This window comes from Streptomyces sp. NPDC059994 (assembly GCF_042737755.1).
Taxonomy (GTDB): Bacteria; Actinomycetota; Actinomycetes; order Streptomycetales; family Streptomycetaceae; genus Streptomyces.
Map to the genome: position 1 here is coordinate 1 of NZ_JBHWUR010000062.1, position 24,401 is coordinate 24,401.

23 protein-coding genes are annotated in these 24,401 nt (G+C 73.2%); 7 read left to right on the forward strand and 16 right to left on the reverse strand.

What is annotated here, in order from left to right; genetic code table 11:
- Positions 1-173 precede the first annotated feature (173 nt).
- The 3 genes from rplT to infC form a co-directional block, all read right to left on the reverse strand.
- Positions 174-560, reverse strand: a complete 387-nt coding sequence (gene rplT / locus ACFWA7_RS26145) for a 50S ribosomal protein L20 (protein WP_114037952.1) — start codon at positions 558-560, stop codon at positions 174-176.
- 104 nt (positions 561-664) lie between these two features.
- On the reverse strand, positions 665-859 hold the full coding sequence (gene rpmI, locus ACFWA7_RS26150; RefSeq protein WP_362721830.1) for a 50S ribosomal protein L35: 195 nt from the start codon (positions 857-859) through the stop codon (positions 665-667).
- 100 nt (positions 860-959) lie between these two features.
- Positions 960-1,667 (reverse strand): translation initiation factor IF-3, encoded by a 708-nt coding sequence (gene infC / locus ACFWA7_RS26155; protein ID WP_385825482.1) that lies wholly within the window; start codon positions 1,665-1,667, stop codon positions 960-962.
- A gap of 342 nt (positions 1,668-2,009) precedes the next feature.
- On the opposite strand from infC, the gene ACFWA7_RS26160 reads away from it, so the two are divergent.
- The gene (locus ACFWA7_RS26160) at positions 2,010-2,375 is read left to right on the forward strand and encodes a DUF1844 domain-containing protein (RefSeq protein ID WP_385825484.1); all 366 of its coding nucleotides are present in this window, start codon (positions 2,010-2,012) and stop codon (positions 2,373-2,375) included.
- Positions 2,376-2,475: 100 nt separating this feature from the next.
- Here the strand turns inward: ACFWA7_RS26160 and ACFWA7_RS26165 are convergent, their stop codons facing one another.
- From ACFWA7_RS26165 to ACFWA7_RS26175, 3 genes are all read right to left on the reverse strand, one after another.
- Complete coding sequence (locus ACFWA7_RS26165) at positions 2,476-3,213, reverse strand: SseB family protein (RefSeq protein ID WP_385825486.1); 738 nt, start codon at positions 3,211-3,213, stop codon at positions 2,476-2,478.
- Between the two features lie 91 nt (positions 3,214-3,304).
- Positions 3,305-4,510, reverse strand: a complete 1,206-nt coding sequence (gene mycP, locus ACFWA7_RS26170; protein ID WP_385825488.1) for a type VII secretion-associated serine protease mycosin — start codon at positions 4,508-4,510, stop codon at positions 3,305-3,307.
- Positions 4,507-5,415, reverse strand: a complete 909-nt coding sequence (locus tag ACFWA7_RS26175) for a hypothetical protein (protein WP_385825490.1) — start codon at positions 5,413-5,415, stop codon at positions 4,507-4,509. The genes mycP and ACFWA7_RS26175 overlap by 4 nt, the downstream gene beginning before the upstream one ends.
- 881 nt (positions 5,416-6,296) lie before the next feature.
- Here ACFWA7_RS26175 and ACFWA7_RS26180 point away from each other — a divergent pair.
- On the forward strand, positions 6,297-7,499 hold the full coding sequence (locus tag ACFWA7_RS26180) for an amino acid deaminase/aldolase (RefSeq protein WP_385541781.1): 1,203 nt from the start codon (positions 6,297-6,299) through the stop codon (positions 7,497-7,499).
- 33 nt (positions 7,500-7,532) lie between these two features.
- Here the strand turns inward: ACFWA7_RS26180 and ACFWA7_RS26185 are convergent, their stop codons facing one another.
- The 5 genes from ACFWA7_RS26185 to ACFWA7_RS26205 all read right to left on the reverse strand — a co-directional run bounded on the left by ACFWA7_RS26185 (position 7,533) and on the right by ACFWA7_RS26205 (position 13,440).
- Positions 7,533-8,495: a DUF2510 domain-containing protein gene (locus ACFWA7_RS26185; RefSeq protein ID WP_385541783.1), complete on the reverse strand. Its 963-nt coding sequence runs from the start codon at positions 8,493-8,495 to the stop codon at positions 7,533-7,535.
- Positions 8,496-8,517: 22 nt separating this feature from the next.
- Positions 8,518-9,795 carry a haloacid dehalogenase-like hydrolase gene (locus ACFWA7_RS26190; protein WP_385825492.1) on the reverse strand — a complete coding sequence of 426 codons (1,278 nt, stop codon included), beginning with the start codon at positions 9,793-9,795 and terminating at the stop codon, positions 8,518-8,520.
- A gap of 102 nt (positions 9,796-9,897) precedes the next feature.
- Positions 9,898-10,683, reverse strand: a complete 786-nt coding sequence (locus ACFWA7_RS26195; protein WP_385825494.1) for a 3-oxoacyl-ACP reductase — start codon at positions 10,681-10,683, stop codon at positions 9,898-9,900.
- A gap of 4 nt (positions 10,684-10,687) precedes the next feature.
- Complete coding sequence (locus ACFWA7_RS26200) at positions 10,688-12,067, reverse strand: aldehyde dehydrogenase family protein (protein WP_385541789.1); 1,380 nt, start codon at positions 12,065-12,067, stop codon at positions 10,688-10,690.
- 8 nt (positions 12,068-12,075) lie between these two features.
- Entirely contained in the window at positions 12,076-13,440 is a 1,365-nt protein-coding gene (locus ACFWA7_RS26205; protein ID WP_385541791.1) for a glutamine synthetase family protein, read from the reverse strand.
- A gap of 78 nt (positions 13,441-13,518) precedes the next feature.
- Between ACFWA7_RS26205 and ACFWA7_RS26210 the strand changes: the two genes are divergently transcribed.
- The 3 genes from ACFWA7_RS26210 (at position 13,519) to ACFWA7_RS26220 (ending at position 16,671) form a co-directional block, all read left to right on the forward strand.
- Entirely contained in the window at positions 13,519-14,244 is a 726-nt protein-coding gene (locus ACFWA7_RS26210) for a FadR/GntR family transcriptional regulator (protein WP_385541793.1), read from the forward strand.
- A gap of 220 nt (positions 14,245-14,464) precedes the next feature.
- Positions 14,465-15,922, forward strand: coding sequence for an ethanolamine permease (gene eat / locus ACFWA7_RS26215; RefSeq protein ID WP_385541795.1), 1,458 nt, complete (start codon positions 14,465-14,467; stop codon positions 15,920-15,922).
- 44 nt (positions 15,923-15,966) lie between these two features.
- Complete coding sequence (locus ACFWA7_RS26220) at positions 15,967-16,671, forward strand: gamma-glutamyl-gamma-aminobutyrate hydrolase family protein (RefSeq protein WP_385825497.1); 705 nt, start codon at positions 15,967-15,969, stop codon at positions 16,669-16,671.
- A gap of 15 nt (positions 16,672-16,686) precedes the next feature.
- Here the strand turns inward: ACFWA7_RS26220 and ACFWA7_RS26225 are convergent, their stop codons facing one another.
- Positions 16,687-17,652 (reverse strand): LysR family transcriptional regulator, encoded by a 966-nt coding sequence (locus ACFWA7_RS26225; protein ID WP_385825500.1) that lies wholly within the window; start codon positions 17,650-17,652, stop codon positions 16,687-16,689.
- Between the two features lie 70 nt (positions 17,653-17,722).
- Here ACFWA7_RS26225 and ACFWA7_RS26230 point away from each other — a divergent pair, with 70 nt between their 5' ends.
- Positions 17,723-18,820 (forward strand): TDT family transporter, encoded by a 1,098-nt coding sequence (locus ACFWA7_RS26230; protein ID WP_385825502.1) that lies wholly within the window; start codon positions 17,723-17,725, stop codon positions 18,818-18,820.
- On the opposite strand, the gene ACFWA7_RS26235 is transcribed toward ACFWA7_RS26230, so the two are convergent.
- The 4 genes from ACFWA7_RS26235 to ACFWA7_RS26250 all read right to left on the reverse strand — a co-directional run bounded on the left by ACFWA7_RS26235 (position 18,789) and on the right by ACFWA7_RS26250 (position 23,150).
- Entirely contained in the window at positions 18,789-19,529 is a 741-nt protein-coding gene (locus tag ACFWA7_RS26235) for a helical backbone metal receptor (RefSeq protein ID WP_385541803.1), read from the reverse strand. The genes ACFWA7_RS26230 and ACFWA7_RS26235 overlap by 32 nt on opposite strands.
- On the reverse strand, positions 19,529-20,080 hold the full coding sequence (locus ACFWA7_RS26240; RefSeq protein WP_190089632.1) for a helix-turn-helix domain-containing protein: 552 nt from the start codon (positions 20,078-20,080) through the stop codon (positions 19,529-19,531). The genes ACFWA7_RS26235 and ACFWA7_RS26240 overlap by 1 nt, the downstream gene beginning before the upstream one ends.
- A 216-nt stretch (positions 20,081-20,296) precedes the next feature.
- Positions 20,297-22,093 (reverse strand): ABC transporter permease/substrate binding protein, encoded by a 1,797-nt coding sequence (locus tag ACFWA7_RS26245; RefSeq protein ID WP_385541804.1) that lies wholly within the window; start codon positions 22,091-22,093, stop codon positions 20,297-20,299.
- Positions 22,086-23,150 (reverse strand): glycine betaine/L-proline ABC transporter ATP-binding protein, encoded by a 1,065-nt coding sequence (locus tag ACFWA7_RS26250; RefSeq protein WP_385541806.1) that lies wholly within the window; start codon positions 23,148-23,150, stop codon positions 22,086-22,088. The genes ACFWA7_RS26245 and ACFWA7_RS26250 overlap by 8 nt, the downstream gene beginning before the upstream one ends.
- 261 nt (positions 23,151-23,411) lie before the next feature.
- Between ACFWA7_RS26250 and ACFWA7_RS26255 the strand changes: the two genes are divergently transcribed.
- Positions 23,412-24,320 carry a 5'-3' exonuclease H3TH domain-containing protein gene (locus ACFWA7_RS26255; RefSeq protein ID WP_385825514.1) on the forward strand — a complete coding sequence of 303 codons (909 nt, stop codon included), beginning with the start codon at positions 23,412-23,414 and terminating at the stop codon, positions 24,318-24,320.
- Positions 24,321-24,401: the final 81 nt, after the last annotated feature.

Genomic DNA, 24,401 nt, shown 5'->3' on the forward strand with positions numbered 1-24,401 from the left:
CCCTGAAAGCGCCCGATGCCGCGCAGCGGCACTCAAGGGGCGCGGGGAACTGCGCGACCGGCCCAGCCCGGTCCGCAGCCAAAAGCCGGGCCCGGGGCCAGGGCCGCCGGAACGCACGGACCCGCAGGCCATCGGCCTGCGGGTCCGGTCCGGCTCAACAAGCCGTCAGGCGCTTACGCGGCAGCCTTGGGCGCGTTGACGTCGCTCGGAAGCGCCTTCTGCGCGACCTCGACGAGCGCGGCGAACGCGTTGGCGTCGTTGACCGCGAGCTCGGCCAGGATCTTGCGGTCCACCTCGATGTTGGCGGCCTTCAGACCCTGGATGAGGCGGTTGTACGTCATGCCGTTCTGGCGGGCAGCGGCGTTGATGCGCTGGATCCACAGCTGACGGAAGTCGCCCTTGCGCTTCTTGCGGTCGTTGTAGTTGTAGACCAGCGAGTGGGTGACCTGCTCCTTGGCCTTGCGGTACAGGCGCGAACGCTGACCGCGGTAGCCGGAGGCCGCCTCGAGGATCGCCCGGCGCTTCTTGTGGGCGTTTACTGCCCGCTTGACGCGTGCCACTTGTTAACTCCTTGTAGCGGGGCCGTGGTTGGACTCACACGACCCGAAATCGAATAGGTCCCGGTCACGACGTCCCGCCCCCGTCGACCGGAGGCGGAGGAACGTCACTTGCCGAGAAGCTTCTTGATCTTCTTGGCGTCGGCCGGAGCCAGGACGACCGTGCCCGTCAGCGAGCGGGTCTTCTTGGACGACTTGTGCTCAAGCAGGTGGCGCTTGCCGGCACGCTCACGGAGCACCTTGCCGGAGCCAGTGATCTTGAATCGCTTGCTGGCACCGCTGTGCGACTTGTTCTTCGGCATAGCGCCGTTATCTCCTCGTCAGTGGCGCCCCCAGCCGGTCCGGAGACCGGCGCGCGGGAGCGTCATATGTATCGGTAGTCCCTGGGCGGGCTGCCCGGGATCAGGCCTCGGCGGGTTCCTCGGCGGACGCCTCGGCCGGCGCCTCGGCGACGGGCTCCGTGCCGGACTCCTCGACCTCGGCCTCAGCCTCGGCCTCGGCCTCAGCAGGCAGACCCTGGCGCTCCGCCTTGCGGGCGGCCTGCGCCTCGCGGGCTTCGGCCATCGCCTCGGTCTTCTTCTTGTGCGGACCGAGGACCATGATCATGTTTCGGCCGTCCTGCTTCGGGTTCGACTCGATGAACCCGAGGTCCTCGACGTCCGAAGCGAGACGCTGCAGCAATCGGAAGCCGAGTTCCGGCCTGGACTGCTCGCGACCACGGAACATGATCGTGATCTTGACCTTGTCGCCCTGCTTGAGGAACCGGACGACGTGACCCTTCTTGGTGTCATAGTCGTGCGGGTCGATCTTCGGCCGGAGCTTCATCTCCTTGATGACCGTGTGCGCCTGGTTCTTGCGCGCCTCACGGGCCTTCATGGCCGACTCGTACTTGAACTTCCCGTAATCCATGAGCTTGCACACGGGCGGACGGGCGGTCGCCGCCACCTCGACCAGGTCCAGGTCGTACTCCTGTGCGAGCTCCAGGGCCTTGGCAAGCGGAACAATCCCGACCTGCTCGCCGCTGGGACCGACCAGTCGTACTTCGGGAACACGAATCCGGTCGTTGATGCGGGGCTCGGCGCTGATGGATCCTCCTCGGTAGCACCACACGACTGTCCGGCAGACAGCCGCGTATGTCTTCTCACTCGGACCAACCGGCGCGGCATACGAAAAATGCCCCGACGGGACACAGGCGGGGCTCCATGAACAACCGGAGCACCGCCGCGGTCAACCGCGGGGCGCACATCGGACGGCTCCATCGTCCGTACGGAACGATGGCGGCCGTCTGACCGGATGACCCGCCGCCCCGGAGGGCAGTCAGGTGGGAGATCGGAGCCTCCACTTGTGGGCCGGACACATGGGAGTGTCTGGCCGGTCGTTACACAAGGTTAGCAGGACACCGGCACGGGGGCCAATCGTGCGCACCCCGCCCCACCGCCTATCGTGTGGGGCATGAGTGAGACCTCCCCCCAGTCCCCCGAGACCGCCGACTTCGACACCATGACCCGCGACATCGCGGAGGTCCCGGCCGTCGAGGTGATCGTCACGGTCGCCGTGAACCTGATGAGCGCCGCCGCGGTGAAGCTCGGCCTGACGGAGGAGGGCGACGAGCACAAGGACCTGGACGAGGCCCGCAAGCTCGTGCACGCGCTGGCCGGTCTGCTCGACGCCAGCACCACCGAGATCAGCTCGTTCCACGCCGCCCCGCTGCGCGACGGCCTGAAGTCGCTCCAGCTCGCCTTCCGCGAGGCGTCGGTCGTCCCGGACGAGCCGGGCCAGGGCCCGGGCGAGAAGTACACGGGCCCGGTGTACGGCTAGTCGCCGGCCCCTTCCGTACGCATACGCATACGGCGTTACGAAATGAAGCGCCTCCGGGGAGAACCGGGGGCGCTTCTTCATGCGTCCGGACCGCCCGCGGTCAGCGCGTGAACAGGGGCTCGTTGGGCTGAGGGGCCGCGGCCGGCAGCAGGGCCAGATCGAGGCCGCGGACGAGACGGGCGCGCAGCACCTCGTCGGCGGCGAGCAGCTCGACGACCCGGCGCGCGGCGTCGGCCGGCACCGCGCCGTCGGCCAGGACCAGGGCGAGCGTGCCGTCGGCGCTGCCGGGGCCGAGGTGGGCCCGCAGGACCGCCGGCTCGGCGGCGACCGCCGTGCGCACGGCCTCGACCACCGCCGGGTCGTCCAGCGGGTCCGCGCTGGTGCGCCCCTCGGCCAGGGCGAGCAGCGCCCCGCCCTTCAGCTCGTAGGCGACGGGTCCCGCCAGATCGAGGACGACCGTGTCGGCGCGCTCGTGCGCGGCGGCCTGGAGCGCCTGGTGCAGCGGTACGGCGACGGGCCGGGCCTCCGGGTCCCACAGCGCGAGCGAGGCGAGGGAGGTGAAGGCGGGCAGCGCCTTGCGGTCGCCCGCGGTGAGCGTGGGCACCGCCATGTCGCTGGTCTTCTCCCGGCGCAGCCCGTTCTCGTCGGTCTCCACCTCGCCGAGCACCGCGACGACGGGGACGAGCAGCCGCGCGCCCTTGAGCGCGGCCAGGACGCGCGACTGGGCCGCGCCGCTCCCCCTGTCCTCGGCCCAGGCGGCGAGCGCCGCCGTGAGTCCGGGGTCGGCGGTGCCGTCGTCGTCGGAGAAACCGGGGTCCGGGATGTTCTTGAGCGCCACGGCACGAGCCTAACGGGGGCCCGCCCCGGCCCCCGCACCAGGGGAATCGCCGACCGGGGCACAAGGGTGACGACGCCGGGGGAGCGGCGCCTCAGGCTCCGGCGTGCCCGGCGGGGCGGCTGCCGCGCCACAGGGTGAGGGACGCGGTGAGGAGGAGGGCGCCGGCGGCCGCCGCGAGGGCGGCGAGCCAGTCACCGCGGTGGTCGCGCTCCTTCTCCTTGTCGGGGCCCGCGCCGAAGTACGTGCGGGCGCGGCCGGTCGCCGTGTTCGTCCGTACCTCGGGCTTGAGGCGGGCACCCTCGGCGAGGGCGGCGGCCGGGTCGACGCTGCCGTAGCCCCGGGCGTCGTCGCGGCCGCCCCGGGGCGCGTTGCGGGCGGTGTCCGCGAGCAGGGTCTTGATCTGGGCCGGGGAGAGGCCGGGGTGGGCCGAGCGGACCAGGGCGACGGCGCCGGAGACGAAGGCGGAGGCCGCGCTGGTGCCCCAGCCCTCGTAGTACTTGCGGTCCGGGTCCGCTATCACCACGCCCACGCCGGGCGCGGAGACCGTGGCGTACCAGCGGCGGGTGGAGAAGGCGGCGTGCGTGCCGTAGCGGTCGACGGCGGCGACGGCGATGACGCCCGGGTAGGCGGCGGGATAGGAGACGTGGTCGCCCTGTTCGCCGCCGTTGCCCGCGGAGGCGACGACGACGGAGCCACGGGCGAGGGCGTACTGGATGGCGGCGTCCTCGGACGGCTCGGGGTGCGCGGAGGCGCTGTCGTCGCCGAGGGAGAGGTTGATGACGTCGGCGCCGTGGTCGGCGGCCCAGCGGATGCCCTCGGCGAGCGCGCCGCCGCGTGACTCGCGCGCCTTCTTGCGCGCCGGGTCGGTGGATTCGAGGATCACCCGGACCGGCAGGATCCTGGCTTCGGGGGCGATGCCGAGGACGCCGTCCTGGCCGCCGGGACCGTGTCCGTGGCCCGCGATGATCCCGGCCATGGCGGTGCCGTGCCGGGCCCAGTCGCGGCTGCCCCGGCCCGCCCCGAAGCCGACGAGGTCCTTGCCGGTGAGGACCTGTCCGGCGAGGTCGGGGTGGGTGGCGTCGACACCGGTGTCGAGCACGGCGACGGTGATGCCCTTGCCCTTGGCCGTCCGCCACGCCTGCTGGGTGCGCATGGCGGCGAGCTCCCACTGGCGGTCCCGGATGGAGTCGGCGTGCGCGGGGGCCGCGGGCAGGAGGAGCGCGAGGGCGGCGGCGGTGGCCAGGGCGGCCGCGCGGTACCGCCCGGCCCGGCGGGGAGTGGCCCGTGGGGTCGTCATGACGGCTTCTTCGTTCCGGTGGCGGCGGTCTTGCGCAGGGCCCGTTCCACCCGGTCCGCGATGCCCTTGGCGTCATAGGTGAGCCCCGCCTCGACGGGTGCGTCCGTCGCGCCCTCGTCGAGGGCGCGGTCGGCGGGCTGGGGGGCGGTGACGGTACGGGCGTCGGCGAAGCCGGTGACGGAGTAGACCACGACGGGGGCGTCGGTGAGGACGCGTACGGTCCAGCTCGCCCGCTGCTTGTCGCCGAACCTGGCGGCGGGGGTGCCCTTGACGGCGTACGGGCGCGGCATCAGGTCGTCGCGGTCGCCGAGGGACTCGTCGCTGAACCGGGTGCGCAGCGCGGCCATCGCGTCGGCGTCGGCCTCGGTGAAGACGAGCCCGACGGTGGTGACGGCGGTGGAGGTGGCGTCGGTGTACGTGGCCCGCAGCAGCCGTGCGCAGCCGACGGGTTGGAGCACCTTGAGCAGCAGCGGGTCGAGGGCCCCGGCGCACCCGGCGTCGGGCGCGACCCCGACGCGGGTCCAGACGCGGTCGGCGCCGCCCGGCCCGGCGCCGCCTCCGGTGATGGTCGGCGGGAAGAGGGTGTCCACGGGGGTGCTGTGCCACATCTCCCGGGCGGCGGTGTACCCGCCCCGCGCGTCCGCTCCCCCGGACTCCCCGCTCAGCCAGCTCCCGGCGGCGGCGCCCCCGAGCAGCCCGACCCCCAGCACGAGACAGACGGCGGCCGCGACGACCCGGCCACGGCGACGGGCCGCCGGCGCGGCGACGGGTATGGGCGGCACGGCGGGAACCGGCATCGCGGGGTGCGGCATCGCGGGGTGCGGCATCGCGGGGTGCGGAACGGTCCCGGGGAACGGCGGCGCGGCGGACCGGGGCGCGGGCACGGTGGGCTGCGGCGCGGGCACGGCGGCCGGGGGTGGCGTCGGCGGGGCCGGGGGCCGGGTCGGGGTGGGGTGCGGCGGGAAGGGCGGGCGCGCGGGCTGCGGAGACGTACGCGTCGGCGCGGCCGTGCGCGCCTCGGCCGTCGGAGCCGTCGGAGCTGTCGGGGGCTTCGCGGGTATGAGAGGCCGGGGCGTCAGGGCCGCGTCGAGGAGGTCGATGGCCGAACGCGGCGGCCCCTCGGTACGTCCGGGAACGGCGGACCCGTCACCGTCCCCGGACGGGGAAGAACGTCGAGGCGAGGAGTCAGGCGCGCCACCGGACGACGCGCGCCCGGGCGCGGACAGCGCCTCCCCGGACGAGACAGGAGACCGCGGCGCGGAAGCGGGCGACACGCCACCGGACGACGAAGCGCGCGCGGACACCGGCACCGACAGCGCCTCCCCGGACGAGACAGGAGACCGCCGCGCGGAAGCGGGCGACACGCCACCGGACGACGAAGCGCGCGCGGGCACCGGCGCCGACGGCGCGGATTCGGACGGGGCGGGACGCCGGGGCGCCGGGGCCGACGGCGGGTGGCCGGGCCGGTGCGGGAGCCCGGGGGCCGGCGTCGTCGAGCCGTGCGGGTTCGGTGCCCGCGTGGGCCCGGCCGGGGACTCGTGGCCCGGCTCCCCCTCGGCGGGGCGGCGCGCCGCGGACGGGGGGCGTTGTGCGTCCGTGGTCAATGGCCCCCCTCGTACCCCTCGTGCGTGCGCTGCGGATCGGCTTGGCCGGCAGGGCCGTTCGTCGCCGCGTGGGCGCTACTTTACGGGCTGGGGCCAGGGAGCAGGGCGGCGGTCCGTGCTCGGGGGATCTGCACCGACTCGTCCCCCTACCCCCGGGTAAGCCGTTCTGGCAGGCTCTGCGCATGACTCCCCGCGCCGCAGACCGGGCCCGGTACGACCGGGCCACCGCCCATCTCGACGCCCCGCTCGCGCTCGTGGACCTGGAGGCGTTCGACGCCAACGCCGACGACCTGGTCCGGCGCGCCCAGGGCAAACCGATCCGGGTCGCCAGCAAGTCCGTGCGCTGCCGGGCGCTGCTGGAACGGGTGCTGGCCCGGGACGGGTTCGCCGGGATCATGTCGTTCACGCTGGCGGAGTCGATCTGGCTGGCCAGGGCCGGGTTCGAGGACGTCCTCCTGGCGTATCCGTCCGCCGACCGGGGCCGCTTCGCGGAGCTCGCCGCCGACCCCAAGCTCGCGGCCGCCGTCACCGTCATGGTCGACGACCCGGCCCAGCTCGACCTCATCGACGGGGCCCGGGACCGCGACGACCTGCCCGTACGGATCTGTCTGGAACTGGACACCTCGCTCCGGCTGTTCGGCGGGCGCGTGCGCGTCGGGGCCCGCCGCTCCCCGCTGCGCGAGCCCGCGCAACTCGCCGAGCTCGCCCGTGCCGTCGCCCGCCGCCCGGGCTTCCGCCTGGTCGGGCTGATGGCGTACGAGGGGCATGTCGCCGGGGTCGGGGACGACATCGCGGGGCGGCCGGTGCGGTCGCGGGCGATCCGGCTGATGCAGGCCGCCGCGCGCAAGGAGCTCGCGGCCCGCCGGGCCGAGGTGGTGCGGGCGGTCCGGGCCGTCGCGCCCGACCTGGAGTTCGTCAACGGCGGCGGGACGGGGAGCGTGCAGCATACCGCGGCCGAGGACGCCGTCACGGAGATCGCCGCCGGGTCGGGGCTCTATGTGCCACGGCTCTTCGACAACTACACGTCGTTCACCGGGCGTCCCGCCGCGCTCTTCGCCCAGCCCGTGGTGCGCCGCCCGGGCGTGGGCGTGGTCACCGTGCTCGGCGGCGGCTACCCCGCCTCCGGGGCGGCGGGCGTCGACCGGCTGCCCGTTCCGTACCTCCCGGAGGGGCTGCGCTACGACCCGCAGGAAGGCCCCGGGGAGGTGCAGACGCCGCTGCTCGGCACGGCCGCCGACGATCTGCTGATCGGGGACAAGGTGTGGTTCCGGCACGCCAAGGCCGGTGAACTGTGCGAGCGGTTCGACGAGTTGCAGCTGGTGGAGGGCGACCGCGTCACCGCGGCCGTCCCCACGTACCGGGGCGAGGGGCGCACCTTCCTCTGAGGACGCGGCCTCGTGAACAAGTTTCGCGGTTGTTCACAGCGCCGGGGGCGCCACGCTGCTGCCCACCCCGCCGCTCCCCTGGCCGCCGAGGACCCGGATCCCGGCCGTGACCCGGTCCAGCACGGCGAGCGGCGGGGCGCCCTTCACCGCGTCGAAGGCGAAGCGGACGATGATCATCGACTCGCTGCCGACGCTCGACGGGAAGGCCAGCGACTGTACGTAACCGCCGGGCCCCGCCCCCGTCTTGACGCTCCAGCGCACCACGTACCCGGTGCGCCCGGCGACCACCACGGAGGCGGACCTCACCTCGCGGTGCGAGACGATCCCGCCGTAGCGCTGACGGCCGACGGCGTCCTTCTCGAACGCGGCGTCGGCCGCGTCCGCGATGTCGTGCTTGGCGAGGGCCTCGGCGGTCTTGAGGTCGGTGCCGGTCGGCGTGCGGGTGTTGACCGTGGCGTGGTGGCAGAACGCGCCCGAGTCGCCCGGGCAGTCGAAGGTGTCCTTGGTCTGCATGGTGGGCAGGCCGTCGATCCTGGACTCGGCCTTCTCCCAGCCCGGCAGGACCGGCAGGGTGATGCCGTTGAGCTGGTCGACCAGGAGGTTCGGATCGTCGCTCGCGGAGGCCGCAGGCGACGGGGCCGCGGTCGAGGGGGCCGTGCTCTGCGCCTGCGAGGCGGTCGTCCGGGTCGCGCCGCCGCCCGGCGCCGCGTCGGCCGCCGGTCCCCCGTCGTCCTCGTTCAGGACGATCACCCCGGCCACCAGCGCCGTGACGAGCACCGCGGCGGCCACGGCCACGGCGGCCACCGGGCCCCGGCCGCGCGGCCGGGGCTGCGGGGCGACGGGTCCCGGGCCCAGGGGAACGGTCGGCGGCGCGGGCGGCACCGCCGGCTGACCGGCGGCCCTGGTGTGCCCGGTCCAGGCGGTGCCGTCCCACCAGCGCTCCAGCACGGGGGTGCCCGGATCCGGGTACCAGCCGGGCGGTGTCGTCATGCTCATCGGGCCACCCTAAAGCGGCGGTTCAGCCGCCGTACACCGTGTCCATCTGGTCGGGCACGACCGAGCCGTCGGCCCGGCGGACCGGCGCGGCGGTGCCGTCACGGTCGGTGTACGCGGTGCTGGCGCACGGGTAGGCGCCGCTCTTCCGGCCCTTGGGCTGGATGAACATGGGGTTGACGATCCAGCGGCCGTCGCCGTTGTCGTACGCCCGGCACATCAGCTCGTCCTTGTTGCGGTTCAGGACGAGCCGCAGCCCGGTCGCGTCGCGCAGGAAGGAGACATCCGTGTCGGAGTCGCCAGCCGCGAACACCTGGCGCCGCGCGGCGGGCCGCACCCGCTCGGCGGCCGCCCCGCGCACCCCGAAGACCTCCTGGTTGATCCAGCACCGCTTGCCGTCGACGTACGTGATCATGGCGTCCTCGCCGTCGGCGACCGTGCCGCAGCCCTTGAGGTGCGGGGTGAGCCGCCCGTGCGCGGTCACCGGCCGGATGCCGATGGTGTGGTCCGGCGCGACGCCCGCGCCGCCCGCCCACACGTCGACGACCGGCTCGGGCGACGCCGAGGTGATCCAGACGTCGAACCCGGCCTTGTGGAGCGTACGGATCAGATCGCGCTGCTGGTCGTAGTAGCGCACCCAGCCCGTCACCTGGGCCGTGCCGACCCGCTGCTCGGTGCCGATCGGCGCGGCCAGGTTCTCGGCGCGGGCGGCCCGGGCGAAGGAGCGGACGTCGGCGGTGCGCCAGCCGCTCATCAGCTGGGCGAGCCAGGCGTACCGCGGCTCGATCGTGCGCCGGTCCCAGCCCGCGAAGGCGGTGGCCCCGCCCGTGGTCTTCCCGTCCCCGTAGACCGTGCGTATCTCGTCGGCGCAGCGGGTGTCGGTGGCGGTGGGCAGGGTGGTGCCGTGGGCGGCCGGGCAGGCGGTGGCGAGCGCGGTGGCCGCCTGGCCGGTGAGGTAGCGGCTGGTGGTGTGCCAGTCGCCGTGCTGCGGGCGGCGGATCCTGGAGTGGCGCAGCATCCAGTACATCGTGGCGTCGCCGACGTCGTTCTTGACGACGGTGTTGTCCCAGTCGAAGACCGCGACGGGCTTGTGGCCCTTGGCCCGGGCCGGGCCGCCGCCGCACGTGCCGTAGGTGTCGACGAGCTCCTGGAGGCGGGCCTTGTTCTGCCCGTACCAGCCCTGCGTCACGGTGAGTCCGGGGCACGCGCCGGTCCGCGCCTGGGCGGCGGGGGCGGCGGCGAAGGCGCTGCCCGCGATCGCCAGGGCGAAGGCCGCGGCCTGCCAACGACGTGCGCTGCGCATGAACACTCCTGTCACAAACGGAAGATCACCGGGGACGGTGGACAGAACAGCCGGGCGTCGTGCGACGCCCGGCTGCCGGGAGGACGGGGCAGGGGTGAACGCCTAGAGCGGTGTCACGTACGCGCCGGAGATCCCGCCGTCCACCAGGAAGTCGGTCGCGTTGACGAACGAGGAGTCGTCGCTGGCCAGGAACGCCACGGCGGCGGCGATCTCGTCGGCCTCGGCGAACCGGCCGAGCGGAATGTGCACCAGACGCCGCGCGGCCCGCTCCGGGTCCTTGGCGAACAGCTCCTGGAGGAGCGGGGTGTTGACCGGCCCCGGGCAGAGCGCGTTGACGCGGATGCCCTCGCGGGCGAACTGCACGCCCAGCTCGCGGGACATGGCGAGGACGCCGCCCTTGGACGCGGTGTAGGAGATCTGCGAGGTCGCCGCGCCCATCCGGGCCACGAAGGACGCGGTGTTGATGATCGAGCCCCGGCGCTGCTCGCGCATGTACGGGATGGCGGCCTTGCAGCACAGGTACACGGAGGTCAGATTGACCTCCTGGACCCGCTTCCAGGCCTCCAGAGGGGTCTCCAGGATGGAGTCGTCGTCGGGGGGCGAGATGCCGGCGTTGTTGAAGGCGATGTCGACGCTGCCGTAGGTGTCGTACGCGGCCTTGAAGAGCGCGTCGACCTGCTCGGCGTCGGTGACGTCGACGCGTACGGCGAGTCCGCCGACCTCGTCCGCGGCCTTCTTGGCGGCCGCCTCGTCGATGTCGCCGCAGACGACGTGGGCGCCCTCGGAGGCGAGCCGGCGCGCGGTCGCCAGACCGATGCCGCTGCCGGCTCCGGTGATGACGGCGGTACGGCCGACCAGCCGGCGGCAGACGTTGTTCGCTTCGGTCATGTGCTCAGGCCTCCGTGCTGATGAAGACGTTCTTGGTTTCGGTGAAGGCGGCGAGTGCGTCCGGGCCGAGTTCACGGCCGAGGCCGGACTGCTTGTAGCCGCCGAAGGGGGTCCAGTAGCGCACGCTGGAGTGCGAGTTGACGGAGAGGTTGCCGGCCGCGACGGCGCCGGACACGCGCAGTGCGCGCCCCACGTCACGGGTCCAGATCGAGCCGGACAGGCCGTACTCCGTCGCGTTGGCCAGCCGTACGGCGTCGGCCTCGTCGTCGAAGGGCAGGACGACGGCGACCGGCCCGAAGACCTCCTCGACCGCCACGGGGGCGTCGGGCGCAGCGCCGGTGACGAGCGTCGGTGCGAACCAGAAGCCGGGGCCCTCGGGGGCGGTGCCCCGGATGCCCGGCAGGCCGCCGGGGACGTACGCGCGCACCCGCTCCAGCTGGGTCCGCGAGATCAGCGGGCCCATCTGGGTCTTCTCGTCGGCCGGGTCGCCGACCACGACGGACTCGATGCCGGGGGCGACGAGCTCCAGGAAGCGGTCGTAGACCGGGCGCTGGACGAGGATGCGGGTGCGGGCGCAGCAGTCCTGGCCGCTGTTGTCGAGGAAGGACATGGGGGCGGCGGCCGCGGCGGCCTCGACGTCGGCGTCCGCGAAGACGATGTTCGCGCTCTTGCCACCGAGTTCGAGGGTCACCCGCTTCACCCGCTGGGCGCACTTGGCCATGATCTGCTTGCCGACGCGGGTGGAGCCGGTGAACACGATCTTGGCGACGCCGGGGTGCTCGACCAGCGCGTCGCCCGCGACGGCGCCCGCGCCCGGCAGCACCTGGAAGAGGTGCTCGGGCAGGCCCGCCGCCAGGGCGAGTTCGGCGAGCCGCAGGGCGGTGAGCGGGGTGGTCTCGGCGGGCTTGAGGATCACCGCGTTGCCGGCCGCCAGCGCGGGGGCGGTGCCCCAGGCGGCGATCGGCATCGGGAAGTTCCAGGGCGCGATGACGCCGACGACACCGAGCGGTTCCAGGATCGTGATGTCCAGGCCGCCCGCGACCGGGATCTGGCGCCCGGTCAGACGCTCGACTCCCCCGGCCGCGTAGTCGAGCAGATCGCGGACGTTGCCCGCCTCCCAGCGGGCGTTGCCGATGGTGTGCCCGGCCTCGCGCACCTCCAGCTGGGCGAGCTCTTCGCGGTGTTCGTCGACGGCGGCGGCGAAGCGGCGCAGCAGCCGGGCGCGGTCGGCGGGGGCGAGCGCGGCCCACTTGGTCTGCGCCCGCGAGGCCCGCGCGACCGCCGCGTCCACGTCTGCGGCGGTGGCGGCGGGGACGGTCGCGATGACCTCCTCCGTCGCCGGGTTGAGCACCTGGTGCTCGTGCGGGTCGTACGTGTCGGACAACGGGGGCCTCACAGGCGTTCGAAGGAGCGGCGGAGCTCCCAGTCGGTCACCGCGGCGTCGAAGGCGTCCAGCTCGACGCGCGCCATGTTGCGGTAGTGCGCGACCACCTCGTCCCCGAAGGCGGCCTTGGCGATGGGGCTGTTCTCCCAGAGCTCGGCGGCCTCGCGCAGGCTGGTCGGGACGTGCTCGTAGTCGCCGGCGTAGGCGTTGCCGGTACAGGCGTCCGGCAGTTCCAGCTGCTGCTCGACGCCGTACAGGCCCGCGGCGACGAGTCCGGCGACCGCGAGGTACGGGTTGACGTCGCCGCCGGGCAGCCGGTTCTCGAACCGCATCGAGCGGCCGTGGCCGACGACCCGCAGTGCGCAGGTGCGGTTGTCGTGGCCCCAGGCGGCGGCGGTGGGCGCGAAGGAGCCGGGCTGGAAGCGCTTGTAGGAGTTGATGTTCGGCGCGTACAGCAGCGAGAAGTCCCGCAGTGCGGCCAGCTGGCCCGCGAGGAAGTGGCGCATCAGCGGCGACATGCCCTCGGGCCCGTCGCCCTGCATGACGTTGCGGCCCTCCTCGTCGGTGAGCGAGAGGTGGATGTGGCAGGAGTTGCCCTCGCGCTCGTTGTACTTCGCCATGAAGGTGAGCGAGACGCCCTCCTGGGAGGCGATCTCCTTGGCGCCGGTCTTGTAGACGGCGTGCTGGTCGCAGGTGACCAGGGCCTCGTCGTAGCGGAAGACGATCTCGTGCTGGCCCGGGTTGCACTCGCCCTTGGCGGACTCGACGGTCAGGCCCGCGGCCGCCATCTCGTTGCGGATGCGGCGCAGCAGCGGCTCGATCCGGCCGGTGCCGAGCACCGAGTAGTCGATGTTGTACTGGTTGGCCGGGGTCAGGCCCCGGTAGTCGGCGTCCCAGGCCTGCTCGTAGCTGTCCCGGAAGACGATGAACTCCAGCTCGGTGCCGACCTGGGCGGTCAGGCCGAGCTCGGCGAGCCGGTCGAGCTGGCGGCGCAGGATCTGGCGCGGGGCGGCGACGACGGGCGAGCCGTCGTTCCAGGCGAGGTCCGCGATGAGCAGCGCGGTGCCCTCGTTCCAGGGGACGCGGCGCAGGGTCGCGAGGTCGGAGTGCATGGCGAAGTCGCCGTACCCCCGCTCCCAGGACGACATGGCGTAGCCGTCGACGGTGTTCATCTCGGTGTCGACGGCGAGGAGGTAGTTGCAGCCCTCGGTGCCGTGGGCCACGACCTCGTCGAGGAAGAATCGTGCGGCGAACCGCTTGCCCTGGAGCCGCCCTTGCATATCGGGGAACGCCAGGACCACAGTGTCGATCTCGCCGCTCGCTACGAGGGCGCGCAGCGCCTCGATGTCGAGCGGGGGTGTGCGGTCTGCCACGGGAAAAGCCTCCTTCGGTCAGCCGAGAACCCATAAGGTATTGCGGAGAACCATTGCTTGGGAAGGGGGTGCGGCCAGATGTCGCAACCGGATTCCTCGGACCGGCTCGCGCCGGTACTGCGGACCGTACGGGCCGGCAACGGCTTCGAGGAGGCACTGGAGCAGATCCTCCAGGTCGTACGCCTGGGCCTGGTGCCCGGCGGCGAACGGCTGCCGTCGGAGCGGGAGTTGGCCGAGCGTCTCGGCATCAGCCGGGTGACGCTGCGCGAGGTCCTGAAGGTGCTGACCGACCAGGGCCTGGTGGAGGCGCGGCGCGGCCGGTACGGCGGAACGTTCGTGCTGCCCAGGGCCGAGTCGCCCGGCGAGGACGAGCTGCGGCGCCGGGTGGCCGGGGTCGACGTGGAGGACGCGCTGCGCTTCCGCGAGGTCCTGGAGGTGGGCGCGGCCGGCCTTTGCGCGGCGCACGGGCTCACCGACGAGCAGGCCGACCGGCTGCGGGACGCCCTGGCCCGCACCCATGACGCGCCGCTCGGCGACTACCGCAGGCTCGACACCCTGCTGCACCTCACCCTCGCCGAGCTCTCCGGCTCGGCGACGCTGACCGCGCAGTACGCCGCCGTCCGCGCGACCGTGAACGACCTGCTGGACTGCATCCCGCTGCTGGTACGGAACCTGGAGCACTCCCAGCGCCAGCACACCGCGCTGGTCGAGGCGGTGCTCGACGGGGACGCGGACGGGGCGCGGGAGATGATGCGCGAGCACTGCGCGGGGACGGCGGCGCTGCTGCGGGGCTTCCTGACGTGACGGGGGCGGGCCCGGGGGCCGGGACGCGGCTCGCGCGGCCGGCGCGGCACCCCCGTCGCGGCCGCGCCGACCGCCGCCGTTTACCGCGACGTAACGCAGGGGGCTTGATTTCCGGCCGTCAACACCGCAAAGGTATGGCCCCAGTCCTTTGAGCCCGCCGCTCTGCCCGGCGCCGCATCGCCGTGCCCTGCGTGCCACCGTCCAGTTCGGGAGCCGCGTCATGACCATGGAGTCCACGGAATCCGCCAAGCCCGCCGCCACCGCCGAACCGGCGGACGACTACCTGGAGCGCCGTACGCTCCGCCGCGGCAGCGCAGGCTGGCTGCTGCTGACCGGCCTCGGCGTGGCGTACGTCGTCTCCGGCGACTACTCCGGCTGGAACTTCGGCCTCGCCGAGGGAGGCTTCGGCGGCCTCGCCATCGCCATGGCCCTGATGGGCCTGATGTACGTCTGTATGGTCTTCTCGCTCGCCGAGCTCTCCTCCGTCCTGCCCACGGCGGGCGGCGGCTACGGCTTCGCCCGGCGCGCGCTCGGCCCCTGGGGCGGCTTCCTGACCGGCACGGCCATCCTCATCGAGTACGTCCTGGCCCCCGCCGCGATCTCCATCTTCATCGGTGACTACGTGGAGTCCCTGGGTCTGTTCGGCCTCACCTCCGGCTGGCCGGTCTACCTCGCCTGCTTCGTCGTCTTCATCGGCATCCATCTGTGGGGCGTCGGCGAGGCGCTGCGGTTCAGCTTCGTCGTGACCGGCGTGGCGGTGGTGGCCCTGCTGGTCTTCGCGGTCGGCGCGTTCCTCGACTTCGACGCCTCCAAGCTCGACGACATCGCCGTGCACAAGGACGCGGTCGGTGCGAGCTCCTGGCTGCCGATGGGCGTCATGGGCATCTGGGCGGCGTTCCCGTTCGGCATGTGGTTCTTCCTCGGCGTGGAGGGCGTGCCGCTGGCCGCCGAGGAGACCCGCGACCCCGCCCGTACGCTCCCCAAGGCGATCCGCTGGTCCATGGGCATCCTGGTGGTCCTGGCCCTGCTCACCTTCTTCGCCTCGGCGGGCGCGCGCGGCTCGGCCGCGATCCAGGACGCGGGCAACCCGCTGGTGGAGGCGCTCCAGCCGGACGGCAAGGCCACGGCGCTGAGCCGGATCGTCAACTACGCGGGCCTGGCAGGGCTGGTGGCGTCCTTCTTCTCGCTGATCTACGCGGGCTCGCGCCAGCTCTTCGCGCTGTCCCGGGCGGGCTATCTGCCGCGCTTCCTGTCCCTGACCAGCCGCCGCAAGGCGCCCTATCTGGGCCTGCTCGTCCCCGGCGCGATCGCCTTCTCGCTGGCGGCCGCGACCGGCGACGGGGCGCGGATGCTGAACGCCGCGGTCTTCGGCGCCACCGTCTCGTACGCACTGATGTCGCTCTCCCACATCGTGCTGCGCCGCCGCGAGCCGGACCTGGAGCGGCCCTACCGTACGCCGGGAGGGGCGCTGACCTCCTCGGTCGCGCTGGTCCTCGCGTGCGCGGCGCTGGTGGCCACGTTCCTGGTGGACGTGGTGGCGGCGCTGATCGCGCTGGGGGTGTACGCGGTCGCCGTGGCGTACTTCGGCCTCTACAGCCGCAAGCACCTGGTCGCGCGGGCACCCGAGGAGGAGTTCGCGGCGCTCGCGGCGGCGGAGGCCGAGCTGGAGCGCGAGTGAGTGTCCAGGCAGTACGGGATCGGCAGCACGAGAGGGAGAACGCGGTGGGACGGCCACTGATCGGTGTCAGCACGTATCTGGAGGGTTCGGTGCGCTGGGGGGTGTGGGACTGGCCCGCCGCCCTGCTGCCCGCCCACTACCCGCGCCTCGTCAGGGCCGCGGGCGGCCTCACGGCGATGCTCCCGCCGGATGACCCGGAGACGGCCGCGGAGGTGGTGGCCCGGCTCGACGGCGTGGTCATCGCGGGCGGCCCGGATGTGGAGCCGGTACGGTACGGGGCCGCCCTCGACGCCCGCACCGGGCCGCCCGCGCCGGAGCGGGACGCCTGGGAAACCGCCCTGATCGAGGCCGCGTTGGCGTCCGGGACGCCGCTGCTCGGCATCTGCCGGGGGATGCAGCTCCTGAACGTGGCGCTCGGCGGCACGCTCGTCCAGCACCTGGACGGGCACACCGGCGGCCACGGCGTCGTCGGCCGCCACACCGTGCGCCCCGTGCCCGGCACGCGCTACGCGGGGATCGAGCCGTACGAGGCGTCCGTGCCGACCTACCACCACCAGGCCGTGGACCGCCTCGCGGACGGCCTGGTGGTGTCGGCCCGCGCCGAGGACGGCACCGTCGAGGCGGTCGAACTGCCGGGCGAGGCCTGGGTGCTCGGCGTCCAGTGGCACCCGGAGATGGGCGAGGACACCGAGGTGATGCGGGCGCTGGTGGCGGCAGCGGGGGCCCGGACGGCGGTGCCGGTGTCCTGAGCGCCCCCGGGACCCTCAGCCCGTCCCCGTCCCCGTCCCAGTCCCAGTCCCCGGCCCCGACCGCGTCAGCGACAGCAGGTCGCGGGCCGGGCCCGTGGGGCGGTGGCCGGTGCGCCAGACCGCGCGCAGGTCCCGGCGCAGCCGCAGCCCGTCCAGGGGGATGCGGACCAGGCGGCGGCCCGCCAGCTCCTCCCCCAGGGCGAGTTCACTCAGGACCGAGGGGCCCGCGCCGCTCACCACCGCCGCCTTGACGGCCGTGGTGGAGGCGAGCTCCAGGAGCGGCCGGGCCACCCCGCCGTGATCCGCGAGCGCCGCGTCCAGGACCTGCCGGGTGCCCGAGCCCTCCTCGCGCAGGATCAGCGGGGTCGCGGCCAGTTCGGCCGCGCCGAGCGGGGTGCGGCGCCGGGCCCACGGGTGGGAGGGCGCGGTGACCACCACCAGGCGGTCGTGGCCGATCACGGCCCCGTCGAGCCCGGCCGGTACGGTCAGGCCCTCCACGAACCCGAGGTCCGCCTCGTCGGAGAGCAGCCGCTCGGCCACGAACACCGAGTTCCCGGCGAGCAGCGAGACGGCGGTGCCCGGGCGTTCGGCGCGCAGCGCGATCAGCCAGCCCGGCAGCAGATATTCGGCGATGGTCATGCTCGCGGCGACCCGGAGCCGGGAGTCGCGCCGCCCGCGCAGCGCCTGCGCGCCCACGTCGAACGCCTCGGCCGCCTCCACCACCCGCCGCGCCCAGTCCGTCACCAGCGCGCCCTCGGCGGTCAGCTTGGACCCGCGCGGCGAGCGGTCGACGAGGGCGACGCCGAGGTGCCGCTCCATCGACCGGATGCGGCTGCTCGCGGCGGGCTGGGTGATCCCCAGATCGCGCGCGGCGCGCCCGAGGCTGCCGTGCCGGGCGACCGCGATCAGCAGCTCCATCGCGCTCAGGTCGGGCACCCGCTTCGACAGCGGACCGGCGTCCTCCGCACTGCTCATACTCATAAGCCCAGCTTATGTCCCCATAGGAAGATCCGGTCTGGTGACCCCCTCGGACCGGCGCGAAGGTGGACACATGGTCACCCTCACCCACCCCAGCGCCGACACGGTCACCGCGCGCTTCGCACCCCTGCGGCACCTCGGTCCCCACTGGTACGCCACGGTCATGGGCACCGCGATCATCGCCAACGCGGGCGCCGGGCTGCCGTTCCGTGTGCCGGGACTGCCGGTGGTGTGGGCCCTGTCGCTGACCATGCTCACCGTCCTCGTCGCCGCCCGCGCCGCACACTGGCGCCACCACCGCGACCAGGCCCGCGCCCACCTCATGGACCCGGGCGTGGCTCCCTTCTACGGCTGTATGTCGATGGCGTTCCTGGCCGTCGGCATCGGCACCCTCACCGTCGGCGAGGACGTGATCGGCGAGGGCGCGGCGGTCCCGCTGGCCTGGGCGCTGTACGCGATCGGCACCGCGACCGGCCTCGCTGTCGCCGTGGGCATCCCGTACCTGATGGTGGTCCGCCACCGGGTCGCCCCCGGCACCGCCTCCCCGGTCTGGCTGCTGCCCGTGGTGGCCCCCATGGTCTCCGCGACCCTCGGCGCGCTCCTGGTCCCCCACCTCCCGGCCGGCCAGCCCCGTGAGGCGATGCTGCTCGCCTCGTACGCGATGTTCGGCATGAGCCTGCTCGCCGTGCTGGTGCTGCTGCCCCTGGTCTTCGCCCGCCTGGTCCACCACGGCCCGCTGCCCCTCGCCCTGACCCCGGCCCTGTTCCTGGTGCTCGGCCCCCTCGGGCAGTCCACCACCGCCGTCAACAAGCTCGCCGACGTGGCCCCCGGCGCGATCGACGCCACCAACGCGGGCGGCCTGAGCGCCTTCGCCGTGATCTACGGCGTCCCCGTGATGGGCTTCGCCCTGATGTGGCTCGCCCTGGCCACCGCCATGGTGGTCCGCGCCGCCCGCTCCGGGATGCCCTTCGCGATGACCTGGTGGGCGTTCACCTTCCCCGTCGGCACCTGTGTCACCGGCGCCGAGGGCCTGGCCCACCACACCGGCCTGGACGCCTTCACCTGGCTCGCCTACGGCCTGTACGCGCTGCTCGCCGCGGCCTGGCTGCTGGCGGGCGCCCACACCGTACGCGGCCTGGTCAGCGGCAGGCTGCTCGCAGCGCCCCGCTGAGCGCGCCGGGCGCCGCCGCGAGCGACGGCCCGTACCAGGTGAGCAGACGGCCGTCGACCAGGGCGGCCGGGAGCCGCGGGAACGCCTCCGGGCCGTCGTCGGCGGTGAAGCGGTAGGGCTCGTCGGGGAGGACCACCAGGTCCGCCCCGGCGGCCCTCAACTCGTCCAGGGGGACGCGCGGATAGCGCTCGGCGTGCTCCGCGTACACATTGCGGACGCCGAGCCGGTGCAGCAGGTCCCCCGCGAACGTGTCGCGGCCGAGCACCATCCAGGGACGGCGCCACACCGGCACCACGGCGGCGACCGGCTCGGCCGGAGGCACCAGGTGCTCCCAGGCCTCGCGCGCCTCGTCGAGCCAGCGGGGCAGGGGCAGCCCGCAGGCGTCCGCCAGGACCCGCTCCAGCTCCGCGAACGCCTGGTCCAGGTCGCGGACCTCGGTGACCAGGACCTCCAGCCCCGCCGCGCGCAGGGCGTCCAGGTCCAGCTCCCGGTTCTCCTCCTCGTTGGCGATCACCAGATCGGGGCGCAGCGCCGCGATCGCGTCCGTGTCGGGGTTCTTGGTGCCGCCGATCCGCGCCGCCGCGAGGTCCGGCGGGTGCGTGCACCAGTCGGTGGCGCCGACGACGAGCCCGGGGGCCGTGGCCGCGACCGCCTCGGTCAGCGAGGGCACCAGCGAGACGACCCGGGGACCGGCCGCCGGGGACGCCATCAGTGGCGGGTCTCCTCGATCGCCTCGATGTGGTCGGCGACCGCGACGAGCAGGATCCGGGTGCCGGGCACGGCCGCGCGCCAGCGGTGGCGCACCCCGCCGGACAGGCACAGCGTGTCGCCGCGCTCCAGCCGGTAGGCCCGGCCCTCCGCCTCGACCTCGGCGGCGCCGTCGGCCACGTACATCAACTCGTCGTTGCGGTGCTGGAATTCGCGCGCGGTGTCGTGCTCGCCGGTGAACTCCATGGCGTGCAGCTGGTGGTGGCCGCGCAGCAGCTGGCGCACCCCGCCGCCGTCGCTGTCGTCGGCGCGGGCGACCTCGACCGTGCGCGCGGTGTCGGCGGCGTCGTACAGCTCGGGGACGGTGGTGCCCAGGGCGTCGGCCACGCGCGCGAGGGAGCGGGCGCTGGGGCGGGCCCGTTCGTTCTCGATCTGGCTCAGGAAGGGCACCGAGAGGCCGCTGCGCTGCGCGACCGCGGCGAGCGTCAGCCCCAGCTCGCGGCGGAGCCGCCGCACCGCCACTCCCACCCGAAGAGTTTCCTTGTCGTCCATCTCTCCGGCTCCCTCCCCGTCACCTGGACCACCGCGGCCGCCGCACTGCCTGCACCCTACGCAGCTTCGGCGCCCGGGGGCACCATCACGTGGAAGAAGAGTGCCCGGACGGCGTGCTGGGCGTATCCGCACGGATGGGGCCCCGCCGGTGTCCGGCGGGGCCCCATCCGTATGCGGGCGGCTGAAAACATTCGCCCGTTCGCCGTGCCCGCGCGGCTACCCGGCGGTGGGCGTCCACTTGTCCGCGAGGCCCGGGTTGGCGTCGAGCCAGGCGCGGACCGCCTGCTGCTCCTTGCCCTTGCCGGTCGACTGGATCTTCGCTTCGAGACCGGTGAGCTGCTGCTCGGTCATCTTGAAGTTCTTCAGCCAGGCGCCGGCCTTCGGATTGTCGTCCGAGAAGCCCTTGCGGGCCAGGGTGTGCACCCCGTCGCCCTTGCCCCAGCTGCCCTTGGGGTCCCCCAGCTTCGTCAGGTCGTACGTGCTGTACGCCCAGTGCGGCGACCAGAGCGTGACGACGACGGGCTCCTTCTTGGCGTACGCGCGCTTGAGCTCGGCGAGCATGGACGGCGTCGAACCGTCGACGACCTTGTACTCGCCGTCCAGGCCGTACTCCTTGAGGACCTTGTCCTTGAGCAGGCCCATCATGCCGGCGCTCGGCTCGATGCCGATGATCCTGCCCTTGAACTGGCCGGACCTGCCCTTGAGGTCGTCGAGCGAGTCGATGCCCTTCATGTACGAGGGCACGCTGAGCTCCAGCGAGGTCGGGCCGTACCAGGAGCCGAGGTCCTCCAGCTTGTCGTGGTACTTCTGCCAGTACGTGGCGTGGGTGACCGGGAGCCAGGAGTCCGTCTCGAAGTCGATCTGGCCGCCCGCCATACCGGTGTAGAGCGCGCCCGCCTCGTACTGCTTGGTGTCCACCTTGTAGCCGCGGCGCTCAAGGAGTTCCTTCCAGAGGAAGGTGGAGGCGATGCCCTCGTCCCAGGGGATGTAGCCCAGGGAGACCTTCTTGCCCTTGCCGACGTTCTCGGCGCCGGAGGCGGTGGCCGTCGACGAGGAGCCGAACATGCCCATGCCGCCGGCCACGAGCGCGAGGACGACCACGCCGACGACCGCGACTGCGGGCCGCGGACGGTGGTTCCAGATCCTGGCGCCGGACGTCCTGGCCCGGGCCAGTGCCCGGCGGCCGACCGGCGAGACCTGACGGCCGAGCGCACCGGTCATCCGGTCCAGGTACATGGCGAGGACGACGATGGAGATGCCCGCCTCGAAGCCGAGGCCGATGTCGACGTTGCCGATGGCCCGGTAGACCGCGCCGCCGAGCCCGCCGCCGCCGACCATGCCCGCGATGACGACCATGGACAGGCCCAGCATGATGACCTGGTTGACGCCCGCCATGATCGTGGGCAGCGCCAGCGGGAGCTGGACCCTGAGCAGCGTGTTGCGCGGGGTGGTGCCGAACGCCTCGGCCGCCTCGACCAGTTCGGGGTCGACCTGGCGGATGCCGAGCTCCGTCATGCGCACGCCCGGGGGCAGCGAGAAGACGATGGTGGCGATGATGCCGGGGACCACGCCGACGCCGAAGAAGATGATGCCGGGGATCAGATAGACCATGGCGGGCATGGTCTGCATGAAGTCCAGGACCGGGCGGCTGATCGCGCTCACGGTCTTGGACCGGGACGACCAGATGCCGAGCGGCACCGCGAGGAGCAGTGTGACGACGGTCGCCACGAGGACCAGCGACAGCGTCGACATGGCCTCGTCCCACAGCTCGATCGAGTCGATCAGCGCGAACCCGCCGAAGGCGAGCACACCGGCGACCAGACCGCGCAGCCACCAGGCGACGACGGCGAGGATGCCCGCGAAGAGCAGCGGGTGCGGCGCGGACAGGACGGCGTCGATGCCGTCGTACATGCCGTTGACGACCTTGGTGATGGCGTCGAACAGCCAGGAGAGGTGGTTCTGGAGGAAGGTGACGGCGCTGTCCACCCACTCGCCGAGAGGGAGCCTAGGCACGGGCCACCTCCTGCATCGAGCAGGCGACCGGCCCGCGCTGGTCGTCCCCGAGGAAGGCGATCAGCCGCTCCTGCGGTACGACGCCGAGCAGCGACCCGTCGGTGTCCTTGACGGCCACGGGGTGCGGCACGCGCGCGGCGACGGCGCACAGGTCCGCGACGCTGGTGTCCGAGGTCACGCTCTCGCAGGCGCAGTCCCCGGCGTCGGGGCGGTGCGGTGCGGTCATCACGGACACGGCGGTGAGCACCCGGGAGCGGTCGACGTCCTGGATGAACGAGGCGACGTAGTCGTTGGCGGGCGTCAGGAGGATGTCCTCGGCGCTGCCGAGCTGCACGATCCGCCCGTCGCGCATCACGGCGATGGAGTCGCCGAGCCGCATGGCCTCGTTGAGGTCGTGGGTGATGAACACGATGGTCTTCTTCAGGCGTTTCTGGAGTTCGAGGAGCTGGTCCTGCATGTCGCGCCGGATCAGCGGGTCGAGCGCGCTGAACGACTCGTCCATGAGGAGCAGGTCGGCGTCGGTGGCGAGGGCGCGGGCCAGGCCCACGCGCTGCTGCATACCGCCGGAGAGCTCGTCCGGCCAGGAGTCGCCCCAGCCGGCGAGCCCGGTGAGCTCCAGGGCCTCGGCGGCGCGCTTCTCGCGCTCGGCGCGCGGCACGCCCTGGACCTCCAGGCCGTACGCGGCGTTCTCCAGGACGTTGCGGTGCGGGAAGAGCGCGAAGTGCTGGAACACCATGCTGATCTTGGTGGAGCGGACGGCGCGCAGCTCGCGCGGGCTCAGGCCGGTCAGGTCCTGGCCGTCGTAGAGCACCCGCCCGGAGGTGGGCTCCAGGAGCCCGTTGAGCATCCGCAGCAGCGTGGACTTTCCGGACCCGGACAGACCCATGACGACGAAGATCTCGCCGGGCTCGACCGTGAACGACGCGTCGATCACCGCCGCGGTCGTCCCGTCGGCCCGCAGCTCGTCGCGGTCGGCGCCGCCTTCGAGCTTGCGCACCGCGTCGTCGGGTCGTCGGCCGAACACCTTGTAGAGCTGCTCGGCTTGCAGCGTGGACACATAAACCTCACGGATAGAACTGAGAACGGCCCGCATCCCCCGCGGGCGGGCCGTGGAGCGGCGCGGATTCGGTCCGTCGCCCTGTGTATGCGGTGCCGTAGTCGTTGAAACCGATACGAGGGTCCGCTCCGGCGCCGCGCCTGCCCGGCTTTGCCCGGGGCAAACACCAACGTGATCCAGTTCACTACCGCGCATAGTGACTGTCGGCGCACGGTGACTGTCAGTGGCGTACGGCATCATCGGGGTGTGACGCGACGCCTGATGCTCCTCGACACCGCTTCCCTGTACTTCCGGGCCTATTTCGGGGTCCCCGACTCGGTCCGGGCCCCGGACGGCACCCCGGTCAACGCCGTGCGCGGCCTGCTCGACTTCATCACCCGCCTGGTCCAGGACCACCATCCGGACGACCTGGTCGCCTGTATGGACGCGGACTGGCGCCCGCACTGGCGCGTGGAGCTGATCCCGTCGTACAAGGCGCACCGGGTGGCGGTGGAGACGGCCGACGGCGTCCCGGACGAGGAGGAGGTCCCGGACACGCTGGCCCCGCAGGTCCCGGTGATCGAGGCGGTCCTGGACGCGCTGGGCATCGCCCGGGTCGGCGTCGCGGGGTACGAGGCGGACGACGTGATCGGCACCCTGGCCTCGGCGGCCCCCGGCCCGGTGGACATCGTCACGGGCGATCGCGACCTGTTCCAGCTGGTCGACGACGAGCGCGGGGTGCGGGTCCTGTACCCGCGCAAGGGCGTGGGCGACTGCGACGCGGTCGACGAGGACCTGATCCGTACGAAGTACGGAGTACGGGCCGATCAGTACGCGGACTTCGCGGCCCTGCGCGGCGACGCCAGCGACGGCCTGCCGGGCGTGAAGGGCATCGGCGAGAAGACGGCCGCGCAGCTGATCACGGAGTACGGCGATCTGGCGGGCGTGCGCACGGCGGCCGGGGACCGCACCTCCCGCCTCACCCCCGCCAAGCGCCGGGGCATCGTCGAGGCCGCCACGTATCTGGACGTGGCCCCGAAGGTGGTCCGGGTGGCGCTGGACGTGCCGCTGCCGGCGTTCGACCCGGCGCTCCCGGCGGAGGCGCTGCACCCGGAGACGGTGGACGAACTGGCGCGGCGATGGGGACTGGGAAGCTCGCTGACCCGGCTGCTGACGACGCTGGGGCGCTGAGGTTCGGGGGGCCGGCGGAAGGGTGGGCCCAGATGGCCGGGATGCTAACTTAGGCAAACCTAAGAAGAGCAGACGGTTCAG

Bases quoted from the DNA above. Each gene is read 5' to 3' on its own strand.
- ACFWA7_RS26185 (WP_385541783.1), bottom strand. From the start codon at position 8,495: ATGAGCATGACGACACCGCCCGGCTGGTACCCGGATCCGGGCACCCCC.
- ACFWA7_RS26195 (WP_385825494.1), bottom strand. From the start codon at position 10,683: ATGACCGAAGCGAACAACGTCTGCCGCCGGCTGGTCGGCCGTACCGCC.
- ACFWA7_RS26160 (WP_385825484.1), top strand. From the start codon at position 2,010: ATGAGTGAGACCTCCCCCCAGTCCCCCGAGACCGCCGACTTCGACACC.
- ACFWA7_RS26210 (WP_385541793.1), top strand. From the start codon at position 13,519: ATGTCGCAACCGGATTCCTCGGACCGGCTCGCGCCGGTACTGCGGACC.
- ACFWA7_RS26235 (WP_385541803.1), bottom strand. From the start codon at position 19,529: ATGGCGTCCCCGGCGGCCGGTCCCCGGGTCGTCTCGCTGGTGCCCTCG.
- ACFWA7_RS26180 (WP_385541781.1), top strand. From the start codon at position 6,297: ATGACTCCCCGCGCCGCAGACCGGGCCCGGTACGACCGGGCCACCGCC.
- eat (WP_385541795.1), top strand. From the start codon at position 14,465: ATGACCATGGAGTCCACGGAATCCGCCAAGCCCGCCGCCACCGCCGAA.
- ACFWA7_RS26225 (WP_385825500.1), bottom strand. From the start codon at position 17,652: ATGAGTATGAGCAGTGCGGAGGACGCCGGTCCGCTGTCGAAGCGGGTG.
- ACFWA7_RS26255 (WP_385825514.1), top strand. From the start codon at position 23,412: ATGCTCCTCGACACCGCTTCCCTGTACTTCCGGGCCTATTTCGGGGTC.
- ACFWA7_RS26240 (WP_190089632.1), bottom strand. From the start codon at position 20,080: ATGGACGACAAGGAAACTCTTCGGGTGGGAGTGGCGGTGCGGCGGCTC.
- rpmI (WP_362721830.1), bottom strand. From the start codon at position 859: ATGCCGAAGAACAAGTCGCACAGCGGTGCCAGCAAGCGATTCAAGATC.
- mycP (WP_385825488.1), bottom strand. From the start codon at position 4,510: ATGACGACCCCACGGGCCACTCCCCGCCGGGCCGGGCGGTACCGCGCG.
- ACFWA7_RS26230 (WP_385825502.1), top strand. From the start codon at position 17,723: ATGGTCACCCTCACCCACCCCAGCGCCGACACGGTCACCGCGCGCTTC.
- ACFWA7_RS26190 (WP_385825492.1), bottom strand. From the start codon at position 9,795: ATGCGCAGCGCACGTCGTTGGCAGGCCGCGGCCTTCGCCCTGGCGATC.